This window comes from Ignavibacteriota bacterium (assembly GCA_016716225.1).
GTDB lineage: Bacteria > Bacteroidota > Ignavibacteria > Ignavibacteriales > Melioribacteraceae.
This window is the reverse complement of the sequence record JADJWT010000001.1, coordinates 3,570,958-3,595,768: the sequence shown is the minus strand read 5'-3', so window position 1 is coordinate 3,595,768 and position 24,811 is coordinate 3,570,958. Positions and strand designations below refer to the sequence as shown.

Genomic DNA, 24,811 nt, shown 5'->3' with positions numbered 1-24,811 from the left:
TTAAACTAATTTAATTTGGAATTCAAGATGAATAATTTGAATATACCATTTGAAGTAATAACTTGGGAAGAAATATTAAAAAGTGAGCATTTGGGAGCACGCGGAATTGCATTTTGGAAAACAAAACAATTTAATGGTTTACGAATCAGAATAGTTGAATATTCGAAAGGATATATTGCTGATCATTGGTGTACAAAAGGGCATATTGTGCATTGCTTAGAAGGTGAATTTGTATCAGAATTCGAAAACGGCACCAAAACAATATTAACTAAAGGAATGACGTATGTTGTATCCGATAATCAAAGTACCCACCGTTCGAATACTGAAAATGGTGTAAAATTACTTATAATTGACGGAGATTTTCTTAAAGCTTAAAAATATATCTTCTTGATGAACTACACAAAAATCGATTAAACACTATCAAAATTCTTTCGAAAACTTATCATTTTTGTTATCAAAAATATTTTCTAAATTTAACTTATAGACTTAAAGAAAGTGAATTTTATGTGTGTTAGATTTGAGAATAATGTCAATAAATTTTGGATGATGAAAAAATTTAAACGGATACTAAAATATATTTTTTGAATTAAAATTATTTTATATTTATAAATAATGTAATCAAAATAGTAGCAATTGTAATGAAAAAAATCATTGTAGCTGCAATCTTTTCAATTCTACTAGTATTAATTTCTTTTAGTTGCAATAATAAAACATTTGAATTCCCACAACCAGATAAGAACTCAAAAAATGAAAGTTATATTTTTCTTTCGGATATATTCAAAATTGGCGAAAAAGAATATAAAGCTGATTATGGCTCACTAACGGTTCCAGAAAATAGAAGTAAAAATAATTCGAGATTAATACACCTTCCGGTAATTCGTATTCATTCAAAATCTAAAAATCCAAAAGAACCAATTTTTGCATTTGCTGGCGGACCCGGTCAAACCAATTTGAATTGGTCGCCAATTGATTCTTTGCTATATGATCACGACTTTGTGATGGTAGGTTACAGAGGTGTGGATGGTTCTTCCGTTCTTGATTGTCCAGAAGTTACAGAAGCCATGATAAATTGCGGTGATGATCTTCTGAGTGAAAAATCTAGAAAGTATTTAAGTAAAAGTTGGAAAAAAAGTATTAATCGTCTTAAATCTATTGGAATTGATCTAGATGGATATACAATTCCAGAAACTGTTGAAGATATGGAAGTAATGAGGAAGATTTTCAACTATGAAAGAATAAATATTATAAGCGAAAGTTACGGAACACGAATTGCATATATTTATGGAATAATGCATCCTTCCAGTATTTATCGCACTGTTATGATTGGAGTAAATACTCCCGGAAATTTTATTTGGGCTGCAAAACAAACTGATGAGCTTATTAAATATTATTCTGGTTTATGGGCAGAGGATGACGAGAAATCTAAATTGGGCATAAACCTAGCTGGCTCTATGAAAAAAGTATTAAATAACATGCCTAAAAAATGGCTATTTTTTTCAATCAATCCCGGAAAAGTTAAAGCTGCTACATTTGGATTGCTAATGCATAGAAACACATCAGCATTGGTTTTTGATGCATATATTGCTGCAGAAAATGGAGATTTTAGTGGTTTGGCTCTTATGTCACTTGCCTTTGATTATACATTTCCTAAAATGATGGTTTATGGAGATCTTTTAGTAAAAGCAGCAAGTGCAGATTTAGCATATGCAAAAAATATTAAATATAATAATGATCATAATATAATTTTGGGTGCACCACTCAATGAAATAATTTGGGAACCATTTATTTTTAGTGGAATTGATATAAAAATGATTCCAGAAAATTTAAAGACATTCAACGAAACTAATGTTGAGACGTTAATGTTAAGCGGAAGTTTAGATTTTGCAAATCCTCCCAAATTTGCAACGGAATTTTTAAAGTACTTTAAAAATGGTAAACAAATTATACTTTCAGAATTTGGACATGTTGGGGATTTAAGATATTTGAATCAATCAATGAGTGATAAAATAATTACTCAATTTTTCAGCAAAGGGAAAATTGAATCGTCACTAGTAAAATATGTTCCAATGGATTTTAATGTAAGTTTTGGATTTAATGACATTGCTAAATTATCACTTGGTATAATAGTAATTATTATTTTATTTCTGCTAGGTTTCATTTATTTGATTTACAGAAAGATTGTGAATTTTAGAAAGAATAAACAGATATTAAAAATTTTATGATATCAAAAATAAATAATCATCTAAATGATTTTAAAATAAATTAAAATTACCACTAATTGGACATAAAGAAGTTTAGCAAATAGAAAGCAAGTTTTAATTTTATTATCACATTTTTGTGATAATAATCGTTCAGCACTAGTTTGTTAAGCTCTGCAAAAAAAAATTATCAAAAATTGTAATCAACACTTTTATTGATTTATTAAAACGAATACTCGAATAATTAAATTTTCTAAAAAGTATAATAATTCATAAAGTTAATATTAAAATAATTTATAAATTAACGATTATAAATTATTAGTCAAAAAAAATGGGGGAAATATGCAACAATGTGATTGTTTAGCTGGATGTCCTTTTTTTAATGATAAAATGTCAATCGAAAGCGGTATTGGTAAAATATTTAAGAGAGATTACTGTTTAGGTAATTTTATGGAATGTGCAAGACATAAAGTAAAAGTTGCCTTGGGGAAAGAACATGTTCCAAATAATCTTTATCCAAATATGATGGATAAAGCAAAAAAAATATTGTTAGAAGCCAATGTATAGATTATCTATTGTTGATTAAAAGATTCTGACTGGATATAATAATTATTTAAAAGAAATTTCTAAATGTATTTTTATTGGAAAACAATTTCCGAAATTATTGATAAACGTTATCTACGTGATAGAATTTATTTGCCTTAAATTTAGCTTCGCAGTTAAACCATTCTAAAAACTAATATCCTAATAACAGCTTTTCTGTTGTGATTTGTTAAGTAATGCTTTTAGAAGTAGATAAAATTTATATTGATAAAATAAATATTGCTTATTTCAGAAAATCTTTGCTAATTAATCTTAGTAATTTTTCTCTACTCCGAGAGTACGAATAATAATTACTGAATGTATAATGCTTGTAATTCTAACCACGAAAAAATTCTCTACCGAAGCAGACTGTTTGATTGAAATATTAATTGCATTTTTCATAGGAGGATGTGATGAAAACAATATTTCATTCTTTTCAATTTAAAATTAATGACCCAAAAGAAATTCATAAGAGTTATTTATTTTATGTGCTCAAAAAATACTTAATTTCTGTTTGTTTTTATTTTGAAAAACTGAACTTTAAGAAAAAAACGAATATTTCTAAGTATGTTTTTATTGGCACTTTTTTATTATCTGCTTTCGCTTATCCACAAACACCATTTGAAAAATACTGGCTCAATACAGGACCTAGTGTAGATATTCAGCCATTATTAACCGGTGGATATATTGGAATTGTAAATTTTCATACTGAAGAAAAGTTTTGGCTTTACAAATTAGATAAAAATGGTGACACATTATGGACTAGACTATTTAAAAGTAATGAAGATATAAATACTCGTTGGGCAATTAAAGTTGCAGTTGCTTCAGATGCAGGATATTTTATTCTTTGTGGAAATAGTAAACGATCTTATTCATGTTTATTCAACACAATTCTTAAAACAAATAATCAAGGTGATTCACTTTGGCAAGTAACAATAAGTGACACAAATTTATGGGCAGGAGCAGGATATAAAGACCTTATTGCAATATCAACAGATAATAGTTGCGTCGCAGTTGGATATGGTTCTGCAGGAGGCGATCCAAGAATTATAAAAATAAATTCAGAAGGGAAAGTTGAATGGAAAACAATTATTAAAGCATTTATATATACATATTTTAGCAGTATTTGCCAATCATCCGATGGCGGATATATTGTTACTGGTCGTAATCACAATAATGTTACAGGTTTAACCAACCTTTTAGTCGCAAAATTTAACAACGAGGGTGAAAATCTTTGGTATAAAACATATTATTCAGGACTTTTTGATAACGGTGATAAAATGTTATCAACTGGTTATTCTGTCGCACCGACAAATAATGGCGGTTGTATGATAGCAGGATATGTTACAGAACCAGGTATTTGGGGTTCTAATGCACTTGTGATGAAATTGGATAATTTAGGTGATAGTATTTGGACGAAAAAATATTTTAATCCGGCAAATGAATTCCAACAAAACGTAGCTTATAAAATTATGAAATTACCAACAGATGAATATTTAGTTTATGTTAAAAGAGAAGACGGTTATACGAGTTCTATTGGAACAATACTAAAAATTGATCCTCAAGGAGATACATTGTGGTCGCAAGTTGGTTATGATTATCGTGTTTTACCTAATAACATTGATAGTGATGGTGGAATATTATTCACAGGTTACGGTGGCGGATTACTAGCAGATGTTGCTGTATTTATTCGAACTACCAAAGGAGGAGTTTATCAGTCACCAAATTTATTTTTGCCAATAAATAACTCGACTAATGTTGATCTTAATTCCAATTTAATATGGACTAATAAACATTTTGTAGATTCATTTAATCTACAGATAGCCACTGATAGTTTGTTTGCAAATATTTTAATAAATGAAATGGATATAAAAAAAGATACTTTTCAAATAACTCAACTTGAACCTTTTACTAAATATTTCTGGAGGGTTAGATCTATTGATAAAGAGTCCTCAAATTCATTATGGAGTCAGGTTTGGAATTTTTACACATCAAATATAGTTTCTATAAATGAATTACCTCTGCCGAATAAATTTGAATTAAAACAAAACCACCCTAATCCATTTAACCCGACTACAAAAATAAAATATTCTATTCCGAAAGAAGAAAAACGTCAAATGTCAAACTTAAAATTAGTAGTATTTGATATTCTTGGTAGGGAAGTTAAAACATTGGTAAACGAAAACAAAAAACCTGGAAATTATGAAATTGTATTTGATGCATCAAATTTATCAAGCGGAGTATATTTCTATAGCTTACAATCGGATGAATTTATTGAGACAAAGATGATGTTGCTAATCAAATAAATTAGGATAAATAATATTTTCTTAAGTTAGCTATTTCTCTAAAGAAGGGCTTTTTCAATTGATGCATCCAAATGTACACAACAGTTCTATTTAAGTAATTAATGAGGGTACATTATTAACTTAAGAAGGATAAGAAAAGACCTATGAAAGTTTTAATTAATGAAGTAATTGTAACACTTAAACACATTATAAACGAAAAAGGTATTGAGATGTATTACATGGGTTAGCTGAAAGTGCGGGATTGAATTTACATTATCAAAAACTCAATTAAAAACACACTTTTCTAAAAATCCAGTGACAATGGTGTGCAAAAAGATTTGTGTTAATGATTAATAAAGAAATTTAATAAAAAGTAATTTTTCCCGCTACGACGGGATAAGCTGTATCGAAACAGCATTTAATTCTTAAGAAATCATAATTACTAATTAACTTAATCCGAATTGAAAATACATAATGGAACCTACAAACTGAAGGCTCATTGAAAAAATGATCGAACATGTGAAAGCCGATCTTTCTAAAGCAAAGTCATTTGATGTCAATTAGCTAACGGAACAAAACTTGACTATTACTTCTTCAAATTTTTCTATTAAATTTAAGAATAGATTTCATAATTTTTTAAAACTCAAAATCACTTTTAAACAAATTAATTAAGGTCTCATTTTCTCATCTCGAATGTAACTTCTTTTTTAAAAACTTAGTCTAAATATTTAAGAATTAAGCGCAAAAAAAAGATTTCTATAATTAAATTTTATTAATTGCTTCATAGTTAATATTTATTAAAAGGAGAACGAAATGAATATTCCAATTATTTACTTATTGATATGTATCCTTGTTAGTTGTTTATCCTTTATTTATGGGTTAGGTCCTTATGGTCAAGTTTTAGTCCTTTTAATGGGATTGATAGTTTTTCCACTACAGAAATTTGTACACAAAGACACAATAAAAAATCTTGGGTTTAGAATGTGCAAATTAAGAAATATTGGTAAAGTATTATTATTACCAATTTTAATTTTTGGACTAATTTTTCTAATTGATATTTTAATTGGATCAGTAAAAATTCAATCAATTAGTAATTTGTCAAATCCATTTAACTCGGGTGAGCCAGTTTCGTCATTTTTTGATTTTTCACTTTTTCTATTTCTAAATTTTGTAATTCTTTTGATGCTTGAATTTATAACAGAAGAACTTTTATTTAGAGGTTATCTTTTAAATAAATTGACATTTACTTTTGGTGAAATGAAAGGAATTTTCATCAGCTCAATAATTTTTGGATTGTGGCATTTACCAATCTCAATTTGGTTGATTGGGTTTGATCCTGTAAGAACTTCTATTTACATATTTAATATGTTTTTACTTGGTACTATACTTTCTCTTTTATTTCAAGAATCAAAGAGTCTAATTCCGGTTGCTATTTTTCATGCTTTATGGAACACGCTTGAATACAATTTATTTGGTTTCGCAAATCAAAATGGACTTTTTTTAGGATCAAATAGAATAATTTTCGATCCCGAAGAAAGTTTAATTGGGACATTTGTATTATTACTTATTTTAGGTTTTTTCTCAAAAAAAATCAAAAATTTAAAAAATATTATTTTTTTACAGCTACGCAAAAGGGAATTTAAATTCCAAAATGTTTTAACTTTTCTCCTAAGTAAAACTAATTTTGATGTAAAATAAATTTATTGATTAAAGTCAATAAAATTTAAAACATTAATTGGAAGCCAGCGATACAAAATTAGCAAACTGCAAAAGGATCTTTATCCGGTTATTGAAATAGAAACTTATACTATATAAGGATTCAATAAATATAGAATTGAATAAAAGAAATATAAAAATGCCTAAATTTTTATAGAATATTATTATTTTAAGTTGGAGCATTATTTTGTATTACTTTATTTAGAGATATAATTATAAGAATATGTTATTTGCTTTAATAACTATATTCACGACTTAATTCTTTGATTTAGAAATTGGAGAAAGAAATGAAAACGTTGACTATAAAATTATTTTTTATAATTGTAGTTTTATTTTTTAGTCTAACTGTGTATGCTCAGACAAAATCAATTAAAAAATCACCACCTTTAAGTAAAGCAACACCAGAAAGTGTTGGTATGTCCGCGGAACGTTTAGAAAAAATTGATGCCATGCTTGAAAAAGCAGTAATTGAAAATAATATACCAGGTGCTGTTGCTTTTGTTGCACGAAATGGAAAAATCGTATATTGGAAAGCATTTGGAATGGCGGATAATCAAACTGGTCGATTATTAAAAATAGATGATATCTTCCGAATCGCTTCTCAAACAAAAGCAATAACATCTACCGCTGTAATGATGCTATGGGAAGATGGAAAATTTAGACTTGACGATCCAATTTCTAAATACATTCCTGAATTTAAGAATCCTCAAGTTCTGGAAAATTTTAACTATAGTGATACAAGTTATACAACTGTTGCAGCAAATAGTGAAATAACTATCAGACACTTACTTACTCATACCTCAGGAATTGGCTATGGACAAATTGACTCAGATGAACGCTTTAAATTAATTTATCAAAAAGCTGGAATAGTGGATGCTTTTACAACAGAAAATATTACTATTGAAGAGAATATTAAAAAGCTTGCACAACTACCATTGCATCATAACCCAGGCGAAAAATATACTTACAGTGAAGGACTTGATGTTCTAGGTTATTTTATTGAAGTTGTATCAGGAATGCCGTTTGATGTTTTCTTAAAAGAACGATTATTCAATCCACTCGAAATGAATGATACTGGGTTTTACTTAACAGATGACAAAGCTAAACGACTTGTTTCAGTTCAACAACAATCGGATGAAGGTGAATGGAAATCTACTTCAAACAAATTTTTCGATCCAGATTATCCTGTGAAAGGAGCAAAACGATTTTTTTCGGGTGGTGCAGGTTTATGTAGCTCAGCAAAAGATTATGCGACATTTTTACAAATGTATCTTAATGGGGGTGAGTTAAACGGTATACGTATTCTTAGCAGGACAACAATTCAGTCCATTATGGGAAATCAAACAGGTGATTTATGGGGTCAAAACTCCGGAAAATATTATGGTTTGGCATTTGGAATTGTAGATCAAAAAGGGCAATCAATTGGTGGTCAAGGTAGCATTGGAACATTCGATTGGGGAGGTTATTTTAATACTCAATATTTTGCAGATCCGAAAGAAAAAATAATTGGAATTTTAATGAAGCAAACAATTGGTTCAGTATCTGATGACACAGGTTGGAAGTTTCGCCTGCTTGTTGAACAAGCTGTGGATGACTGAGACTGATATTAAAATAGTGACCAATAAGTAATTAACTTTTCCTCCTAAAACTAAAAATAGAAATTCTATGTCTAATATTTGCAATTAAAATGAATTACTGGAAATTAAATAGACAAATATTTCTTATGAAGTGGATTTAAATCAAATATGTCACAATTACAAATAAAAGAATTTTTAATAAAAGACATAAATTTAAAAGGAGAATTAATCTCAAAATCCTTCCGCGGAGAAATCTAAAAAACTAAAAAAGAATTTAGAATTATCCATTTTTATTTTGACTTTTCACCTTTCACCTTTCACCTTTCACCATTTTCGTTTCACATGATTACCCTTTTGTGTAGTTGAGTTGGTTTCATTTCTGAAATTAATTTGTTCAGAAAATACACAAAATTATCAGAAACTAAAATGAGACAATAACTCCAACTTAACTTTTCAAATTTAAAAAAATAAGGATGTAAAAATTTGAACATTTTCTCTATCACACATTTTATGGTAGGAAATTATTTCATCTTTCATATTTTTACAAAATGTCAGGAAGTAGAAATAAAAGTTTTTACAAATCTCTAAATAAAGACCTAGAAATTCCCCCGAAACCCAAGGTAATAAAATAGGTATTGCCATTTAATAGTGGATTTCGGTCCTTAAATGATACCGTACTGTAACCGAATCTTATATTTAATAACCAATCACCGAATAAAGAAAAATCATCAAATTTGTTTACAGTGCTTGAAAAACTTATAGTTGTATTAAAACCAAAAACAAATCCGAATTCAGTTCCAAGATCGACATCATTGCCATCTTCTTTTGCAACTTCGGATGGGGGAGAAATATTGCCAAGTGCAACTCCAGCATATGGATTAACTCTAAGATTTGAAAAATACATTATCGGAAATCCTAAAGATAATTCTGCATGGTATATATTTAGTTTTAAATCTTTTTTCCAAATACCTATATACTCAAATTCTTGTTTTACTTTACTAATCACTCCGGCAGAAAATCTTAGACTTGACACAAAATCTTTATAATATAAATCCAATTGCATTCCTAAAGGCAAATAACTTTTAATATAATGTATAGTTCCATCAGTAAATGAACCAAATCCTAAATCAATTCCATATCCATATGCCCAATCAGAAAATTTATAAACAAACCTAATGTAATTTCTTACAAAATATGTGTAACTGGAATATTTATATTTTTCCAAAAATATATCTGCTTGAGAATTTACATTTTCTTGTGTTATTTTTCTTTCAACTTCATCCTGTACTAAATAATTTAATGTCAGATTTAGCAAATCCTTTTCTTCATTGTTTAGCAAACTTACTTCAATGTTATTTTGTAATTCAGAATATTTTGATTTTGTTAATTCTTTAATTTCTTGCCAAATCAAATCTTGCGGCGCTTGAAGTTTCGTATTTAGATATTCATACGAAGAGTGTTTGAATATTTTTGACGAATTTAAAATATAACTTAAATTATTTATTAAATATTCAATTTGCCATCGTTCAGTATCCCAAAATACAATAACTTTTGAAGTATCAAATTTATTATCAAGATAGTTTAGAATTTCTCTTACTTTATTAAAATCGCCTTCTTTTAATTTATCAATAATTAATTTTCTCGATTTACCAATTATTTGAATATCAATGTCATTATAATTCAAAATTTCTTTTTCGATATCTTGTGAAAAAAAGGAAGAAGTGAAAATCAAAATAAAAAAAAAGGATATGAAGAAAGGTTTCATTTATTTTCCCATAAGTGATTTAATATTAAATGAAAAATTATCGAAAATAAATGAGTTTTATCTACCTTATTTTACAAATAAGTAGTAAAATCTAATCGCAATAAATATATTATTTAAATAAATAGTTTATGATTGTGATTTTAATATTCAGAAACAACTATTAAGAACTAGTGTATTTTAAATTTTAAACAGATATTAAATAATGAAATTTACACCACCAACTAACATTGAATTAGTGCCTCTTATACTTAACATTTCAATGTATTTGAAATTTGTACTTGAATTAACTTTATAATTTAATATTACATTCAAATCTTTTGATATTGGTATTGAAGCTCCAAGTCCAATAGCTATTCCAAATAAATATTCAGTATTTTTTTCTTTGGTAGCTTCTTCAGGAATATAATTTATTACTTCACCTGAATTTGAATAAACCGGATTCCATTTATCATAACTGTTATAACTTAAATATGAATATCCAAATTCAAAATTTATAAATGAAGTAAATAATTTATTTGTTCTGAAATTTAGTCTTGTTCCCAGGTATAAAGGAATTTTTATATGACTATTCGCGGAATATGAAGGAATAAATCTCTTCTGATTATTTATCGTACTTTCAATTTCAGAATACCTATAATCAATTGAAATTTTAAATTTATCCCATTCTGAATATCCGGTATAAATGTACAAATAAAAATCATCAGTTAATGGATAATTGAATTGAATGTTACCTATAAGTCCATTTGTTGAACTCATTGGAAAAATAAACCCTCCGGATACTTCGATAGAGTTATTGGTTTGAGCAAATAAGTTGCTGACAAAAATTGATAAATATAGAACATAAATATTCTTTTTAATACTAAACATTTACACCTCATATATTTTATAGATAATGTAAAATATAGTTTTAAAATGAACACATAAAGTCAATTTTTAATGACATATAAAGTAAATCAATACTTTTCAGAAATTTTCTGACTGCAAATTTTCTAAAATATAATTGCTTACTTTTGTTTTAGTTGGAAAAAGTAAAATTACATGAAGAACCATCACCAAAGCTGGAATGACACAAATCCAATAAATAGGGAATGCATATATCGTAAAATCAAGTACACTTAAAAAAAAGATTACTAACCCAAATAGTCCTCCACCTTCCAATATTGCAAGTCTGATAATTAAATAGGTTCTGTGAATTGCTTCTAAAGAATTAATATCAACTTTTGATGAGTCTGTATTTTTCAAGGTTTCAAATTGAGCTTTTACTATTCTTGTTGGTTGGAAATATGATAGAACTAAAGTAGTAAAGAAAACCAAAATGCACACAAATTTAAGGTATAATAAATTATTTGGTTCTTCATAAACATTTGGATCATTTGGTAAATTGTTATAATACATAATCATTGTTACACCAAAAAATAAAGAAATTCCAAGTCCTAAGGCAATTGCAATTATTTGCGATGTTTTCAATTGTTCATGTGAAATATTTGAATAAATATTTTCAAATGTAAGGTTCATATTTTATTTCCTTTAAATTTATAAAAATGGAACATACACAATAATAAATAGTTACTTTAGGTATGTGTAAAAACTATTAAAATAACCTTTAAGTATCCAATTAATAGTTTCAATCTAAAATACTATATATCCAATTATTAAAATAAAAATACTAAAAAAATGGAATTAATAAATTCGCTCACTTCTCATAATTCCAACAAATTTCTTACTGGAAATTAATTGATACAATTTCCAATCTTGAGTTATATGCAAAAGGTAATTGTGGTTGATATTGAAGGACACAAAGATCTACTTGGATAATGGGTCGGTGAAGCAGAAGGATCAAACTTCTGGCTTAATGTTTTAACAGAACTAAAGAATCGAGGTGTTGAAGATATTTTCATTGCATCAATTGATGGATTGAAAGGATTCCACGAAGCAATGAATTCTGTTTTCCCAAAAGCTGAAATCCAGCTTTGTGTTATTCACCAAACCTGCTTGCAGCAGGCAAGTAAGAAATACGCTAAAATATGTTGCTTCAAAAGACCAAAAGAAATTTATGAATCAACTAAAAGAAGTTTATAAAGCTCCAACTGAAGAAGCTGCTATATTAAATCTTGACTCTTTGGAAGAAAATTGGACAAATAAATATTCTCTTGCTATCAGATCTTGGAGAAATAATTGGAATAATCTTGCTACATTTATCAAATATCCCCAAGAAATTAGAACGGTTATTTATACCACGAATGCAGTGGAATCTGTGCATCGTCAATTTAGAAAAGTAACTAAAAACAGAGCTCTTTTCCCAAACGATGAAGCTCTTAAAAAATGTTATATTTGGCTTACAGAGATTTATCTAAAAAATGGAGGATGCCAATTCAAAATTGGGCGTTTATTCTTTCTAATTTTTCTGTTTATTTTAAGGATAGATTTCAGGAATTTTAATCATGATAAATCCCATTTACTCAAATTATTTTACAGACTCCTCATTTCAGCCAGTCTAAAAACTCTTACCTCAATAACAGCTTTTCAGCAGTGGTTTGCTAAGTTCCGCAGAATGAAGACAAATTAGTTAATTATGCACTAAATGTCTTTGATATAATTTTAGTATTTGAATACTTAAATAATATTTTTAAGTTTTCTTTAATGGTGTAAAATAAGTTCACAAGATTGAGAATTAAATAACTTTTGGGTTTATTATTCTTTATTATTTTTGAACCCAGCAGATGTATTCACTTTTAATTCAAATTGTACAATGTATTCCGAGAACTTTCTCAGTGAACTTTTTTGTATAAATTACATTCAAATTATTGTGGAGTTTAAATAATTAACGCATATTTCAAAACTAATAAAGCTAATATTATGAAAAAGTACATTTTTTTAGCAGCAATTATTGCTTGTATTTTTATAACATATAAAATTACAGGTCAAACTAAGAAGGAAATCGGTAATCTTGTTATTGAAAATATTCCTGATATTCCCAACGAGCTAAGGGATAGGTTGAACCAATATCAAAATACACGAGGCTCATCACCATCAGGTTGGAGTCCAAATGGAGATGCTATGCTTATGAGCACTCGGTTTGGCGAGACGTCACAAATTCATATAATAAACATGCCTGGTGGGGCACGAAGACAGTTGACATTTTTCAAAGAACCAGTTTCAGGGGGCAATTTTTGCCCGAATCCATTATATAATGGTTTTATGTTTACAAAAGATATTGGCGGTAATGAATTTAGACAACTTCATTGGTTTGATTTATCAAACGGAAAATATGAAATGATATCCGACGGTGGAAGAACTCAAAATTCAAACGTTTTATGGTCTGAAGATGGAACAAAGTTTATTTACACAAGTACGAGACGTAATATGAAAGATTACGATTTGTATCTTGGAAAAATGGATGATATGAAGAATGTCAAATCAATCCTTGAACGGGAGGGTAACTGGGCTCCAATTGACTGGAGTAAAGAAGGGGAAAAAGTTATTGTTACCAATTATATATCTGCCAACAAATCTCTAATTTACTTTCTTGATATAGAAACTGGCTCTTTAGAGCAAATTAATCCTTCAGCAAAAGAAGATGTATCCTATGGAAGTTGTGCGTGGACTGCTGATTCGAAAGGTATTTACTATATTTCCGATGAAGGTGGTGAATTTATGACTTTGAAATATTACGATGTTGCCACTAAAAAGTCAACAATCCTAACAAAAGAAATGAATTGGGATGTAGATGGTTTTATTATAAATAAACAAAGGAATTCGTTGGTATTTTCAGTTAATGAAAATGGTACTAACAAATTGTATAGTTTGGTTATGCCAAGTAATGAGTATAAACCAATCGGCGAATTACCGCAAGGTATAATATATCCTATCGAATTCCATCCTAATGGCACACTATTCAGCCTCTTGATTAATTCGCCAAAATCACCAAGTGATATTTATTCGTATGATTTATTAACCAATAAACTTACTCAGTGGACTTACAGTGAAATTGGAGGACTTGATAATAGTAAATTTGTTTTGCCAACTTTAATAGAGTACGAAACATTTGATACAGTAAATGGTAAACCAAGAAAAATCCCAGCTTTTTATTATAAGCCGTCAAATGTCAACGGAAAAATACCTGTTGTTATTGAAATACATGGTGGACCAGAGGGACAATCTATACCATACTTCGATGCATTCCGAAGTTTTCTGACTAATGAAATAGGGGTTGCTGTAATTGAACCAAATGTGCGTGGATCTGCGGGATATGGTAAATCATATCTTAAATTAGATAATGGTTATAAACGGGAAGAATCTGTGCAAGATATTGGTAAACTTCTGGATTGGATCTCAGCACAACCAGAGCTAGATGCTTCAAAAATTGCCATAACAGGAGGCTCATATGGTGGTTACATGGTACTTGCATCACTAACTCACTTTAACGATCGAATTCGTTGTGGGGTAGATGTTGTAGGAATTAGTAACTTTGTCACTTTTTTACAAAACACCGAAGACTATCGAAAAGACTTAAGAAGGGTAGAATATGGTGATGAGCGTGATCCCAACATGAAGGAATTCTTGACAAAGATTTCACCTGCTAACAATGTTGACAAAATTACTAAACCATTATTAATTGTCCAAGGACTGAATGACCCAAGAGTGCCAGCATCGGAATCGGAACAAATGAAAATTAAAATGCAGGAAAAAGGCAATGAAGTTTGGTACTTATTAGCCAAAGATGAAGGGCATGGATTTAGGAAAAAAGAAAACTGGACATATGAACAATTGGCAACCATTTTATTTTTACAAAAATATTTATTGAATTGACGTTACTCAAAAACACCATATTGAGCCTTTTGCAAGCTTTGTCATATAATTAAAACAAAGCTTGCAAACTCTTTAAATTTCCTAGGTTTAATAAGTTAGAATTTCGTTCAATCAAATTCACAGAAATTAGTAGAAGCCGGTAAAATTGTAGATATCTCAGTATTGGATCATATGATATTTACAGATAATGGTTTTACATCATTTGTGGATTTGGGAATTATATAATCTCTTTTAATATTTTATAATGTGAATATTAAAATATTTTTTGAAAAAAAGAATAATATATTTAAGTTTAATTTATAGACATAAAGGAAGTTTAAAATACTGAAAAATTAGTCTTATTTATTTTTTAGAGTGGATTTCACGCAATAAATATAATTTAATAGTTTATCTAATGAATAGCACTAATTATGGTTTTTCCGCAGTAAACTTACTAAAGTAAATGAAATTTTGATTAGTTGCATATAATAATAAGGAACCCCTATAAAAGAGTCTCTAACGCAATGATATAATTATGAAGGAATATTTAAATAACGATTTTGATTTTGTTAAATATATTGATGTTGCAGATGAATTATCAATCTGGTCGGCTCCATTTGGACTTAAATTACTAGACTACGTAGAATATAGGACAAACATTTCAGTTTTAGATATTGGATTTGGTGTTGGATTTCCATTAACCGAACTCGCATTGAGACTTGGTAATACTTCTACGATTTATGGAATTGACCCATGGAAGGAGACTTTTGAACGTGTAAACAAAAAGATTGATTATTATAGGATAAAGAATGTTAAGTTAATCGAAGGTATTGCTGAATCAATTCCATTGGACACGAATTCAATTGACTTGATTACAAGTAATAACGGAATTAACAATGTTACTGATATAGACAAAGTTCTAACCGAATGCTCAAGGGTAATGAAACTGGGAGGACAATTTGTTCAGACTTTAAATACAGATTTGAGCATGATTGAATTCTATAATGAATTAGAGAAAGTATTGGATGAGTTAAATATGCCAAAAGAGATTGAATTAATGCGCCAGCATATTTCGCATAAGCGTCCATCAATTGATAGATTAATAGAAAGGATTGAGGATAATGGATTTGTGATTAAGGATTTAGAACGTAATCAATTTAATTATAAATTCGCTAATGGGACAGCAATGTTAAATCATTATTTTATCCGATTAGCATTTATGGATTCATGGATAAGATTCTTGCCGGCAAATATGATTGAACAAATATTTGGAACAATTGAATTACGCTTAAATAATCTATCAAAGGAATTTGGAGGAATAAAGCTAAGTATTCCATTTGTATTGATTAATGCTATAAAGAAATAAAATTTACGAAGGCTAACATCGGCTCATACTCAATACGGGGGTCAGGTGGCTTGCGGTTTTCAGAGTTATAAATTATATATGTTTACGGTTGATAGGTTAGTGCATTTTAATCCCTTACTGTGCTTAGCCGCGGACGTAAGATATAATTCAATCAAATATTTAGAATAAAAAAAATAATTAAATAATTACGATATGAAAAATGCAATTTATACTTTCCTATCCTTATTTTTAACATTAAACACACTATATAATCAAAATGATTTTTCAATCAAAGCAAATGAAATTGGTGTTTTATTTATTGAAGGGATTAATAACCCATCTAGTGAAAGTAAGAAGGAAATTGTTTCTCAAGTATTTTCAGAAAAATTGATTACAGAGAAAGGTATAGATGCTATGGTAAATCTTTTCAACACACTTCAATCTACATATTCGCCCTTGGATTATCATCATTCAGAAATCAATCAATTTAATAAGCCTTCTGGTATTGTTTATGTAATGCACATTTATGCAAAGAAAAAAGGTGATGTGATGTGGCAAGATTTTCAGTTATATATGGATAATACTCAAACTTATAAAATAAATAGTTTAGCTTTTATTGCAGAAGTTGCTGAACCAATTAATCTGCCTAATGGAACCATAGAGCAAGATGAAACCATAAAATGGCTAAACAATTATATTACAAAATTGCAGTCTGATAATGATTTATCAGGGAGTATTTTAATTGCTAAAGGTAATAAAGTTCTGTTTGAGAGGTATTTTGGATATTCGGATTTGGAGAAAACATTGCCAATTGATAAAAATTCTTTGTTTGGTATTGCTTCTGGTGGCAAAATGTTTACTGCTCTTTGCATTGCCAAGTTGGTAGAAGAAAACAAAATAAATTACAACGATAAAATTACAAAATATATTGAAGGATTTGCCGACAAAACCAAAGCGAATAAAATTACTATTCATCATTTGCTTACGCATACTTCAGGAGTGGAGCAGTATTGGTGGGGACAAAAAAGTAATGCCTTTTATAAGGCTAAATCCATTGACGATCATTTAAAAATGGTTTTGGAAGCAGGATTGAAAAACGATTCAGGAATGGAATATGAATACAACAATTCAAATTATATTTTACTTGGAGCTATATTGGAAAAAGTTTCGGGAATGGATTATTTTACTTTTGTAAAGAAAAATATTTTAGACAAAGCGAATATGGTAAATAGTGGTTTTTTTTATGCCAATCACCCAAACATTGTTACCCGTTTGAAACGAAACGAAGAAGGCAACCAATGGATTAAACTTGAAAGTGGTACTGGAAGAGGTAGTTCTGCAGGTGGAGTTTATTCAAATGCTTTTGATATGCTTAATTTTTCTGAGGCTCTTAGAACCAATCGTATCGTTTCATCTGTATCCTTTCAAAAAATGATTACTATTCATAACAAAGGATATGATACTACAGAAAATTACGGATACGGTTTTATCATTCAAACTTTTGATAATGAAAAAACATATGGACATGGTGGAACAGCAAAAGGAGTTAATTTTGAGTTTAGATATTTTCCTAAGCAAGAAATTACATTCATTGTTTTCAGTAATCAAGATAATGGTGCGTATGACGACTTAAAACGAAATACAATAAAATTGATATCAGGTAAAAGATAGAAATGAACTACCGCTAATCATTAAGAAACTTGCTACTATTAAAACAATAAAATCAATTAAGACATAACCCTTACCGTAAAGAATAGCCTTTCATTTTAAATTTCAAATTAAAATCAACTAAACTAAGGAGGAAAATCATTTTGTAAATATCATCTTTATTGATAAGCTCAATTAACTTAAGAAGGTTCAGAAAGAACAATTTTTTTGGCGATGTCGTATGAGATTTACAAATCCAAATCGGCAGTTCACGACAGCATTTTATGGATAAATGGAACAAAAGGAACAGCTTTTCAGATGATATACATAATTCAGAAATGGGAGAAGCGTACAAGGTTAAAAAGAACGGATGTGTAAAATGAGAACAACCTAAACTGGAAATCAAGGTAGTTTCCGAAGTCAGACTTTGGACTAAGAAGAAAGTTGATCTTAAAAAGATAAGCTCCGCATCTGAGGTTTTAATTGTGAAGAATCAAGCACTGATTGGAAAAACAATTCTAAATCTTGGTGATGAATGTCATCTTACAGATGGGATTTACTCACTTCTTAATTTAACTCCGCAGTTAAGCCTATCTAAAAATTCATACCGAAATAACAGCTTTTCAGCAAGGGTTTGTTAAGCTCCGCTGATTGAAGAAACAATTAAGTGTCTAATTCCCTGTTTATTTCTTATTTATAATAAATATTTTTCGACTAACTTTAAAATTTAAAATTATATATTTAAGTTTAATTTGTGTTCTTAAGGGAAGTTTAAAATGCTGAAAAATACATTTATTAATTTTAATAGATATGGACTTCCCTAAATAAATATAATTTTATTGTTTAACTGCTCTATAATACCTAACATGATGGTTTATCCGCAGTAAACTTATTAAATTAACTGAAATTTTGTATAATTGCATGTAATAATAAGTTAGTTGCAACATATGTCAAACTAAAAAACATATTAAATATTTATAAATCAATGGAGTAATTTTATGGAAAATAAAATTGGAAAAGTAGCTCTGATTACTGGAGCAAACAAAGGAATTGGCAAAGAAATAGCACGACAATTAGGTTTACTCGGATATACAGTTGTGCTCACAGCTCGTGACCAAAATGCAGGTTCAAAAGCGGTTGAAGAACTTGTTGCATCAGGTTGCGATGCTCATTCTGTGTCACTTGAAGTTACAAGTGTTTCCGATATTGACAATCTTGCGGAATATCTCGAAAAAAATTTCGGGAAACTGGATATTTTAGTAAATAACGCTGGAATTGCTATTGAATGGGACGGACAACCAACAAATTCGGAAAAGATTCGTCGTACACTAGAAACCAACCTTATCGCCCCTTATGCAATCACAGAAGCATTAGTGCCACTGCTTTCATTGAGTGACGATGCAAGGGTGATTAACCATTCTTCGCAATTAGGTTCAATTGATGCAGCAGAGAAAATGTGGAAGTATATTTCAGGTTTCATGACTGTGGGATATGCGACATCAAAGGCTGGTCTAAATATGCTAACTCAAATTCAATCAAAAACATTAGAAGTTAAGGGGATAGCAGTTGCAGCAGCGCATCCCGGGTGGGTAAAGACTGACTTAGGCACAGATGCTGCGCCTATGGAAGTTGAAGAAGGAGCAAGTACAGTTGTTAGTCTCGTAACAATTGCAAGAGACCAGTTTCCTCACGGTCAATTAGTACACAAAGGCACTAGAATACCTTGGTAATATGAATTTTAATTAAAAATGCATACATGCAACTAACAAAAGTTAGCTGTACTTTTATGACAACATAATTAGACAATGAAACTATATATTTTGGGTGCATCAGGGAGTGGGGTAACAACGTTAGGACAATTATTAGCCATAAAATTAGGCATAAAATATTTTGATAGTGATGATTATTTTTGGATAAAAACAGAACCACCATTCACTCAAAGACGAGACCCAAATAAAAGAAATAAGCTTATTATAAAAGACTTAAGGCAAACTGAAAACTGGATATTGGGTGGTTCAATTATTCATTGGGGAGGAAATCTATTCCCAAGATTTGATTTAATAATTTTCCTATATCTTCCAAATAAGATAAGATTAGAAAGACTTAAAAAACGAGAATTTGAGAGATATGGTAACATCATTTTCACAGACGAAAAAAGATTAAAACAGTTTAGTGACTTTATTACTTGGGCGACAGATTATGACAACAATACTGGAATTGCAAATAGAACTTTAAAAGCGCATCAAATCTGGTTGAGGAAATCTGAAAGCCCGATTTTGGAAATTATTGGAAACAAAACGTTGGATGAAAAGCTGGAACTGATTTTAGAGAAACTTATAGAAGAACAAATTGATAATAAATAAAAAATAACGATAACAACATCATATTGGCAATAGTGAGGTTAACAGCTGCATATTCAACATTTATAATTTTATTGGACATTTGTATAAATGTTGGGTTATTGTTTTTCAAATGCACCACAATTGCCAATGTGTAAACGTTAAAAACTTTAGTTAATTTAAAAAAAATTAATATTTAAATTAAAAAAATTTAGCTTTACCCACAATAAGATCTTTATATTTTTTAAACCAATTTACAAAATCATTTGTTGAGCAAAGAATTAATTACTCTCTTTTAATATTTTATAATATGAGTATTAAAATACTCTATGAAAAAAAATAATAATATTTAAGTTTAATTTGTAATGATATAAGAAGTTTATAATAGTGAAAAATTATTCAAATTTAATTTCAGTAGAAGTGGACTTACCACAATAAATATAATTTAATATTCTACCTACTGAATAACAGTAATTATGGTGGTTTATTTGACGTGCCCCCCAAAAAGTGATCCAAATGTTATATTAGGATTAAAAGGAGAAAAAATATGGGAAGGGTTAAATTTACAACAGAACAAATCATAAATAAACTGCGAGAAGCAGAAGTAATGCATACGGAAGGTAAGAGTATAGATCTGATATGTAAACAATTAGGAATACATGAACAGACATATTACCGATGGCGGAAAGAATATGGAAGCATACGAATAGATCAAGCAAAAAAATGAAAGTATTGGAACAAGAAAATAGTCGATTTAAAAAAATAGTAGCAGAATTGACATTAGATAATTCAATATTGAAGAAAGCAAGTCGGGGAAATTATTAAGCCCGGCAAAGAAGCGTCCACCACGGCGGATAAATCGGGCAATAAAAGAAATAGTGAAAATATTAAGTGTTTCAGAACGGAAGGCGTGTCGAGTATAAGGTCAAGCACGTTCAACCCAAAGAATAAGAGAGAAAAAGAGAGCCGATGAGGAAGCATTAACAAATGATATAATAAAGCTGGCAAAAGACTATGGAAGATACGGTTACAGACGAATAACAGCATTACTAAAAAATAAAGGGTGGAAAGTAAATCATAAAAGGGTTGAAAGAATATGGAGAACAAAGGGTCTAAAAGTTCCACAAAAACAACCCAAAAGGAAGAGATTGTGGTTAAATGACGGATCATGCATAAGACTAAAACCGGAATATAAAAATCATGTTTGGAGCTATGATTTTGTGTATGAAAGAACAAGTGATGGAAAAGCAATGAGGATGTTGAACATAATTGATGAATATACAAGGGAATGTTTAGCGATACATGTTGAACTTCAAATCAAGTCCTCTGAAGTTCTGTATAAGTTATCAGAGTTGTTTATTACACATGAAGTTCCAGATTATATACGATCAGATAATGGGAGTGAATTTACAACAATAGTACTTAGAAAATGGTTAAGAAGAATAGGAGTCAAGACAGCCTATATAGAACCGGGTAGTCCATGGGAAAATGGATATATAGAATCATTTAATGGAAAATTAAGAGATGAATTATTGAATGGAGAGATATTTGATACTATATTAGAGGCAAAAGTTTTAACAGAAAGGTGGCGGCAAGAATTTAATGAAATCAGACCGCATAGTTCATTAAATTTTTTACCTCCGGTACCGGAGGTAATACTCCTACACCAAGTAGCCAATGCTTGATGATAGGTATAACTAACTTTATCATTGGTACATTTATCGGGGGCAGGTCAAGCCTTTTATGAAAAAATGGAAGTTTCAATAATTTTTAAAACATATTTTTACGATTCAGGTTGAATATTTAATCCATATAAATTTTTTAGAAGGTTCCAGAAATGCAAAATAAAATTTATAAATTATTATTTAGTTTCTTCCTTATTACACATTTTGTTTACTCATCAGAATTCACAACCGTTAATGAATCAAATAATAGTAATCATTATGAACTAAATTCAGGATGGGTTTGTAAGAATATTAAAACCGTTGATGTAGCAGGTGAGCAGTTATCAAAAACCTCCTTTGTACTTACAAACTGGCTTCCGGCAACAGTCCCGGGAACAGTATTGACTACTTTATTGAATAATAATTTAATTCCAGACCCGTTTTACGGTATGAATAATAAAAAAATCCCGGATATATTTGATATAGGAAGAGATTATTATACATATTGGTTTGTAAAAGAATTTGAGGAAAAAACTCCGGTTGGGATGGAACAAGTATGGTTAAACTTAAGAGGAGTAAATTATAGTTGTGATATATTTTTAAATGGAAATAAGCTAAATATTAAAACTCACTATGGAATGTTTCTTCGTCAAACATATAATATTACAAGTTTGCTTTCAAAGAATGGGAAAAATCGGTTGGCCGTTATCGTTTATCCGCCTGATCCTGTTGGAAATCCAAACGGCGGACAAGGAGGCGATGGAACAATTGCAAGAAATATAACAAATCAATATGTAGCTGGTTGGGATTGGATTCAGCCCATCCGTGACAGAAATACCGGTATTTGGGATAAAGTTACAATTAAAAAAACTAAAGGAATTATATTAAAAGACCCGCAAGTAATAACCATTGTTCCAGGAGTACGAAATCCTGAAAAATTACAAAACCCGGCAATAATTAAAAGCAGCGTTACTGTCGAAAATCCAACCAGTGTTTCGATAAGAGGTTGCATAAAATTTATAATTGAAAATAATGAAGTAAATAAGAGAGTAATTCTTAAACCAGGATCAATTACAGAAATTAAGCTTGATGATTTAATTTTTGAAAATCCAAAAACCTGGTGGCCTAACGGATATGGAGAACATCCTTTATATATTGTGAAATTTCAATTTGTTGATTCAGTCAATAATTTATTAGATGAAATATTTATAACAACTGGAATACGAGAAATTAAAACACAATGGAATAATGATACTAAGAGTAGGGAAGTTTTGGTGAATGGTCAGAAAATATTTATCAAAGGCGGTAACTGGATTTCATCGGATGCAATGTTGAGACTTTCTCAAGATCGTTACGATGCTGAAGTTCGTTTTCATCGTGATATGAATCTTAACTTAATCAGAATTTGGGGAGGAAGTTTAACAGAAAGACCCGAATTTTACAACTCTTGCGATAAATATGGGATCTTAGTATTTCAGGATTTTTGGATGTCAGGTGATTGTAATGGTAAATGGCTTGATCCAATGAAAAAAGAGGATCAATGGGTAAGAAGACAATATCCGAATGATCATAATTTGTTTCTAAGATCTGTTGATGATCAGGTAAAAATGATACGTAATCATCCTTCATTAGCTTTTTATTGTGGCGGTAATGAAATTCCTCCTCCGAAAGATATTTTAGATGTTATGGTCGATTCAATACTTCCTGCAATTGATAGTACTCGATATTTTTTTGATTATTCAAATGCCGAAAGTATGTCACATAACTTCATTGGCGGAAATGGTGACGGGACTTATCATATTCAGCCTTTAAGCTATTTTTGGGAAAAGAAATCTTTTTCATTTAATTCAGAAATAGGATCGGTTGGCGTTGGTGATTTTGAATCGCTTGAACGTTTTATTCCAAAGAAAGATTTAATACTTCCAAGCATGTCAAGGTCAAGTTCAGACTCAGTATGGAATTATCATAAACCAAGCTGGTACGGAAAATTTATGGATGCTTATGGAAAACCAAAAGATTTAAAAGATTTTGCAAATAAAGCACAGCTCCTAAACTATGATCAATACAGATGTTTGATGGAAGGCTATACTTCTCATATGTGGGACTGGTACACGGGTTTAATTATTTGGAAAACTCAAAATCCTTGGACTGCATTGCGAGGGCAAATGTATGATTATTATCTCGATCCAAATGCCGGATTATATGGCCTTAATCATGCAAATAAAAATCTGCATGTTATGTATAATCCTGTTGACGGAATGCTAAATGTTGCTAATCATACCTTTATTACTCAACATGATATAATGATACAAGCGAAAGTTTATGATATTGTTGGAAATGATTCTTTAGTATTTCAATGGTTTGTTGAAATTGCTCCAAGCACTTCACAAAAAATTGAATCGATAAAGAAAGTTTTGGATAATTTATTAAAAAACAAAGGAGGATTTTTATCTCTTCGTTTATTTAATTCTTCAAAAAAAATCTTAGATGAAAATCTTTATTGGCTACCTGATTCAACAGGGAATTACAGTGGTTTACAAGAAATTGAAATTTCAAATGTTGGTTTTAAAGCAAATGAAATAAGTAACGGTAGAATTGAATTAGTAATTAGTAATCCAAAGTATGAACCGGTTGCATTTTTTAACCGAATCTCGATTGTTAATAAGTCAACGCGGAAAAGGATTCTACCTGTTTTTTATAGTGATAATTATATTTCCGTATTACCCGGAGAAGAAAAAACTATCTTTATTGATTATAATAAAAATTTAGATATTAATGATTTGGAAGTTTCGGTTTTCGGCTGGAATGTTAAAGAACAATTTTTTGAAATAAATTAAGTTTCTCGAAAATAAAACAGTCTTGCAACTGTTGAATAAAACTAATTTTACTATTTATTTTTTTACAA

At 29.5% G+C, this 24,811-nt stretch carries 17 protein-coding genes and 2 pseudogenes; 16 read left to right on the top strand and 3 right to left on the bottom strand.

The genetic code is table 11. The annotated features are described in order from the left end of the window. The first annotated feature begins 27 nt into the window (after nucleotides 1–27). From IPM32_15585 to IPM32_15560, 6 genes are all read left to right on the top strand, one after another. Nucleotides 28–375: a DHCW motif cupin fold protein gene (locus IPM32_15585; GenBank protein ID MBK8946675.1), complete on the top strand. Its 348-nt coding sequence runs from the start codon at nucleotides 28–30 to the stop codon at nucleotides 373–375. Nucleotides 376–638: 263 nt separating this feature from the next. Then, nucleotides 639–2,222 (top strand): alpha/beta hydrolase, encoded by a 1,584-nt coding sequence (locus IPM32_15580; protein ID MBK8946674.1) that lies wholly within the window; start codon nucleotides 639–641, stop codon nucleotides 2,220–2,222. A gap of 318 nt (nucleotides 2,223–2,540) precedes the next feature. Then, the gene (locus IPM32_15575) at nucleotides 2,541–2,765 is read left to right on the top strand and encodes a hypothetical protein (protein ID MBK8946673.1); all 225 of its coding nucleotides are present in this window, start codon (nucleotides 2,541–2,543) and stop codon (nucleotides 2,763–2,765) included. Between the two features lie 1,877 nt (nucleotides 2,766–4,642). Then, on the top strand, nucleotides 4,643–5,086 hold the full coding sequence (locus IPM32_15570; GenBank protein MBK8946672.1) for a T9SS type A sorting domain-containing protein: 444 nt from the start codon (nucleotides 4,643–4,645) through the stop codon (nucleotides 5,084–5,086). 792 nt (nucleotides 5,087–5,878) lie between these two features. Continuing rightward, the gene (locus IPM32_15565; GenBank protein ID MBK8946671.1) at nucleotides 5,879–6,763 is read left to right on the top strand and encodes a CPBP family intramembrane metalloprotease; all 885 of its coding nucleotides are present in this window, start codon (nucleotides 5,879–5,881) and stop codon (nucleotides 6,761–6,763) included. A 305-nt stretch (nucleotides 6,764–7,068) separates the two neighbouring features. Continuing rightward, nucleotides 7,069–8,379 (top strand): serine hydrolase, encoded by a 1,311-nt coding sequence (locus IPM32_15560; GenBank protein ID MBK8946670.1) that lies wholly within the window; start codon nucleotides 7,069–7,071, stop codon nucleotides 8,377–8,379. Nucleotides 8,380–8,932: 553 nt separating this feature from the next. Here the strand turns inward: IPM32_15560 and IPM32_15555 are convergent. The 3 genes from IPM32_15555 to IPM32_15545 form a co-directional block, all read right to left on the bottom strand. After that, on the bottom strand, nucleotides 8,933–10,123 hold the full coding sequence (locus IPM32_15555) for a hypothetical protein (protein ID MBK8946669.1): 1,191 nt from the start codon (nucleotides 10,121–10,123) through the stop codon (nucleotides 8,933–8,935). A 195-nt stretch (nucleotides 10,124–10,318) separates the two neighbouring features. Continuing rightward, complete coding sequence (locus tag IPM32_15550; protein ID MBK8946668.1) at nucleotides 10,319–10,990, bottom strand: hypothetical protein; 672 nt, start codon at nucleotides 10,988–10,990, stop codon at nucleotides 10,319–10,321. 96 nt (nucleotides 10,991–11,086) lie between these two features. Then, complete coding sequence (locus IPM32_15545) at nucleotides 11,087–11,638, bottom strand: hypothetical protein (GenBank protein ID MBK8946667.1); 552 nt, start codon at nucleotides 11,636–11,638, stop codon at nucleotides 11,087–11,089. 258 nt (nucleotides 11,639–11,896) lie between these two features. Here IPM32_15545 and IPM32_15540 point away from each other — a divergent pair. The 10 genes and pseudogenes from IPM32_15540 to IPM32_15495 all read left to right on the top strand — a co-directional run bounded on the left by IPM32_15540 (nucleotide 11,897) and on the right by IPM32_15495 (nucleotide 24,743). After that, nucleotides 11,897–12,428 (top strand): annotated as a pseudogene (locus IPM32_15540) (transposase). Nucleotides 12,429–12,979: 551 nt separating this feature from the next. Then, entirely contained in the window at nucleotides 12,980–14,932 is a 1,953-nt protein-coding gene (locus IPM32_15535) for a S9 family peptidase (protein ID MBK8946666.1), read from the top strand. A gap of 144 nt (nucleotides 14,933–15,076) precedes the next feature. Next, nucleotides 15,077–15,157, top strand: a complete 81-nt coding sequence (locus tag IPM32_15530; GenBank protein ID MBK8946665.1) for a hypothetical protein — start codon at nucleotides 15,077–15,079, stop codon at nucleotides 15,155–15,157. A 289-nt stretch (nucleotides 15,158–15,446) separates the two neighbouring features. Next, the gene (locus tag IPM32_15525) at nucleotides 15,447–16,277 is read left to right on the top strand and encodes a methyltransferase domain-containing protein (protein MBK8946664.1); all 831 of its coding nucleotides are present in this window, start codon (nucleotides 15,447–15,449) and stop codon (nucleotides 16,275–16,277) included. Nucleotides 16,278–16,469: 192 nt separating this feature from the next. Beyond that, nucleotides 16,470–17,927 (top strand): beta-lactamase family protein, encoded by a 1,458-nt coding sequence (locus IPM32_15520; protein ID MBK8946663.1) that lies wholly within the window; start codon nucleotides 16,470–16,472, stop codon nucleotides 17,925–17,927. Between the two features lie 461 nt (nucleotides 17,928–18,388). After that, entirely contained in the window at nucleotides 18,389–18,544 is a 156-nt protein-coding gene (locus IPM32_15515; protein MBK8946662.1) for a hypothetical protein, read from the top strand. Between the two features lie 357 nt (nucleotides 18,545–18,901). Further along, complete coding sequence (locus tag IPM32_15510) at nucleotides 18,902–19,633, top strand: SDR family oxidoreductase (protein ID MBK8946661.1); 732 nt, start codon at nucleotides 18,902–18,904, stop codon at nucleotides 19,631–19,633. A gap of 75 nt (nucleotides 19,634–19,708) precedes the next feature. Next, on the top strand, nucleotides 19,709–20,266 hold the full coding sequence (locus tag IPM32_15505) for an adenylate kinase (protein MBK8946660.1): 558 nt from the start codon (nucleotides 19,709–19,711) through the stop codon (nucleotides 20,264–20,266). A 523-nt stretch (nucleotides 20,267–20,789) separates the two neighbouring features. Continuing rightward, a pseudogene (locus IPM32_15500) lies at nucleotides 20,790–21,927 on the top strand (IS3 family transposase). 152 nt (nucleotides 21,928–22,079) lie between these two features. After that, complete coding sequence (locus IPM32_15495) at nucleotides 22,080–24,743, top strand: glycosyl hydrolase (GenBank protein ID MBK8946659.1); 2,664 nt, start codon at nucleotides 22,080–22,082, stop codon at nucleotides 24,741–24,743. The last annotated feature ends 68 nt before the right edge of the window (nucleotides 24,744–24,811 follow it).

Coding starts and splice junctions, on each gene's coding strand:
- IPM32_15585 (MBK8946675.1), top strand. CDS start 28: ATGAATAATTTGAATATACCATTTGAAGTAATAACTTGGGAAGAAATA.
- IPM32_15580 (MBK8946674.1), top strand. CDS start 639: ATGAAAAAAATCATTGTAGCTGCAATCTTTTCAATTCTACTAGTATTA.
- IPM32_15575 (MBK8946673.1), top strand. CDS start 2,541: ATGCAACAATGTGATTGTTTAGCTGGATGTCCTTTTTTTAATGATAAA.
- IPM32_15570 (MBK8946672.1), top strand. CDS start 4,643: ATGGATATAAAAAAAGATACTTTTCAAATAACTCAACTTGAACCTTTT.
- IPM32_15565 (MBK8946671.1), top strand. CDS start 5,879: ATGAATATTCCAATTATTTACTTATTGATATGTATCCTTGTTAGTTGT.
- IPM32_15560 (MBK8946670.1), top strand. CDS start 7,069: ATGAAAACGTTGACTATAAAATTATTTTTTATAATTGTAGTTTTATTT.
- IPM32_15555 (MBK8946669.1), bottom strand. CDS start 10,123: ATGAAACCTTTCTTCATATCCTTTTTTTTTATTTTGATTTTCACTTCT.
- IPM32_15550 (MBK8946668.1), bottom strand. CDS start 10,990: ATGTTTAGTATTAAAAAGAATATTTATGTTCTATATTTATCAATTTTT.
- IPM32_15545 (MBK8946667.1), bottom strand. CDS start 11,638: ATGAACCTTACATTTGAAAATATTTATTCAAATATTTCACATGAACAA.
- IPM32_15535 (MBK8946666.1), top strand. CDS start 12,980: ATGAAAAAGTACATTTTTTTAGCAGCAATTATTGCTTGTATTTTTATA.
- IPM32_15525 (MBK8946664.1), top strand. CDS start 15,447: ATGAAGGAATATTTAAATAACGATTTTGATTTTGTTAAATATATTGAT.
- IPM32_15520 (MBK8946663.1), top strand. CDS start 16,470: ATGAAAAATGCAATTTATACTTTCCTATCCTTATTTTTAACATTAAAC.
- IPM32_15510 (MBK8946661.1), top strand. CDS start 18,902: ATGGAAAATAAAATTGGAAAAGTAGCTCTGATTACTGGAGCAAACAAA.
- IPM32_15505 (MBK8946660.1), top strand. CDS start 19,709: ATGAAACTATATATTTTGGGTGCATCAGGGAGTGGGGTAACAACGTTA.
- IPM32_15495 (MBK8946659.1), top strand. CDS start 22,080: ATGCAAAATAAAATTTATAAATTATTATTTAGTTTCTTCCTTATTACA.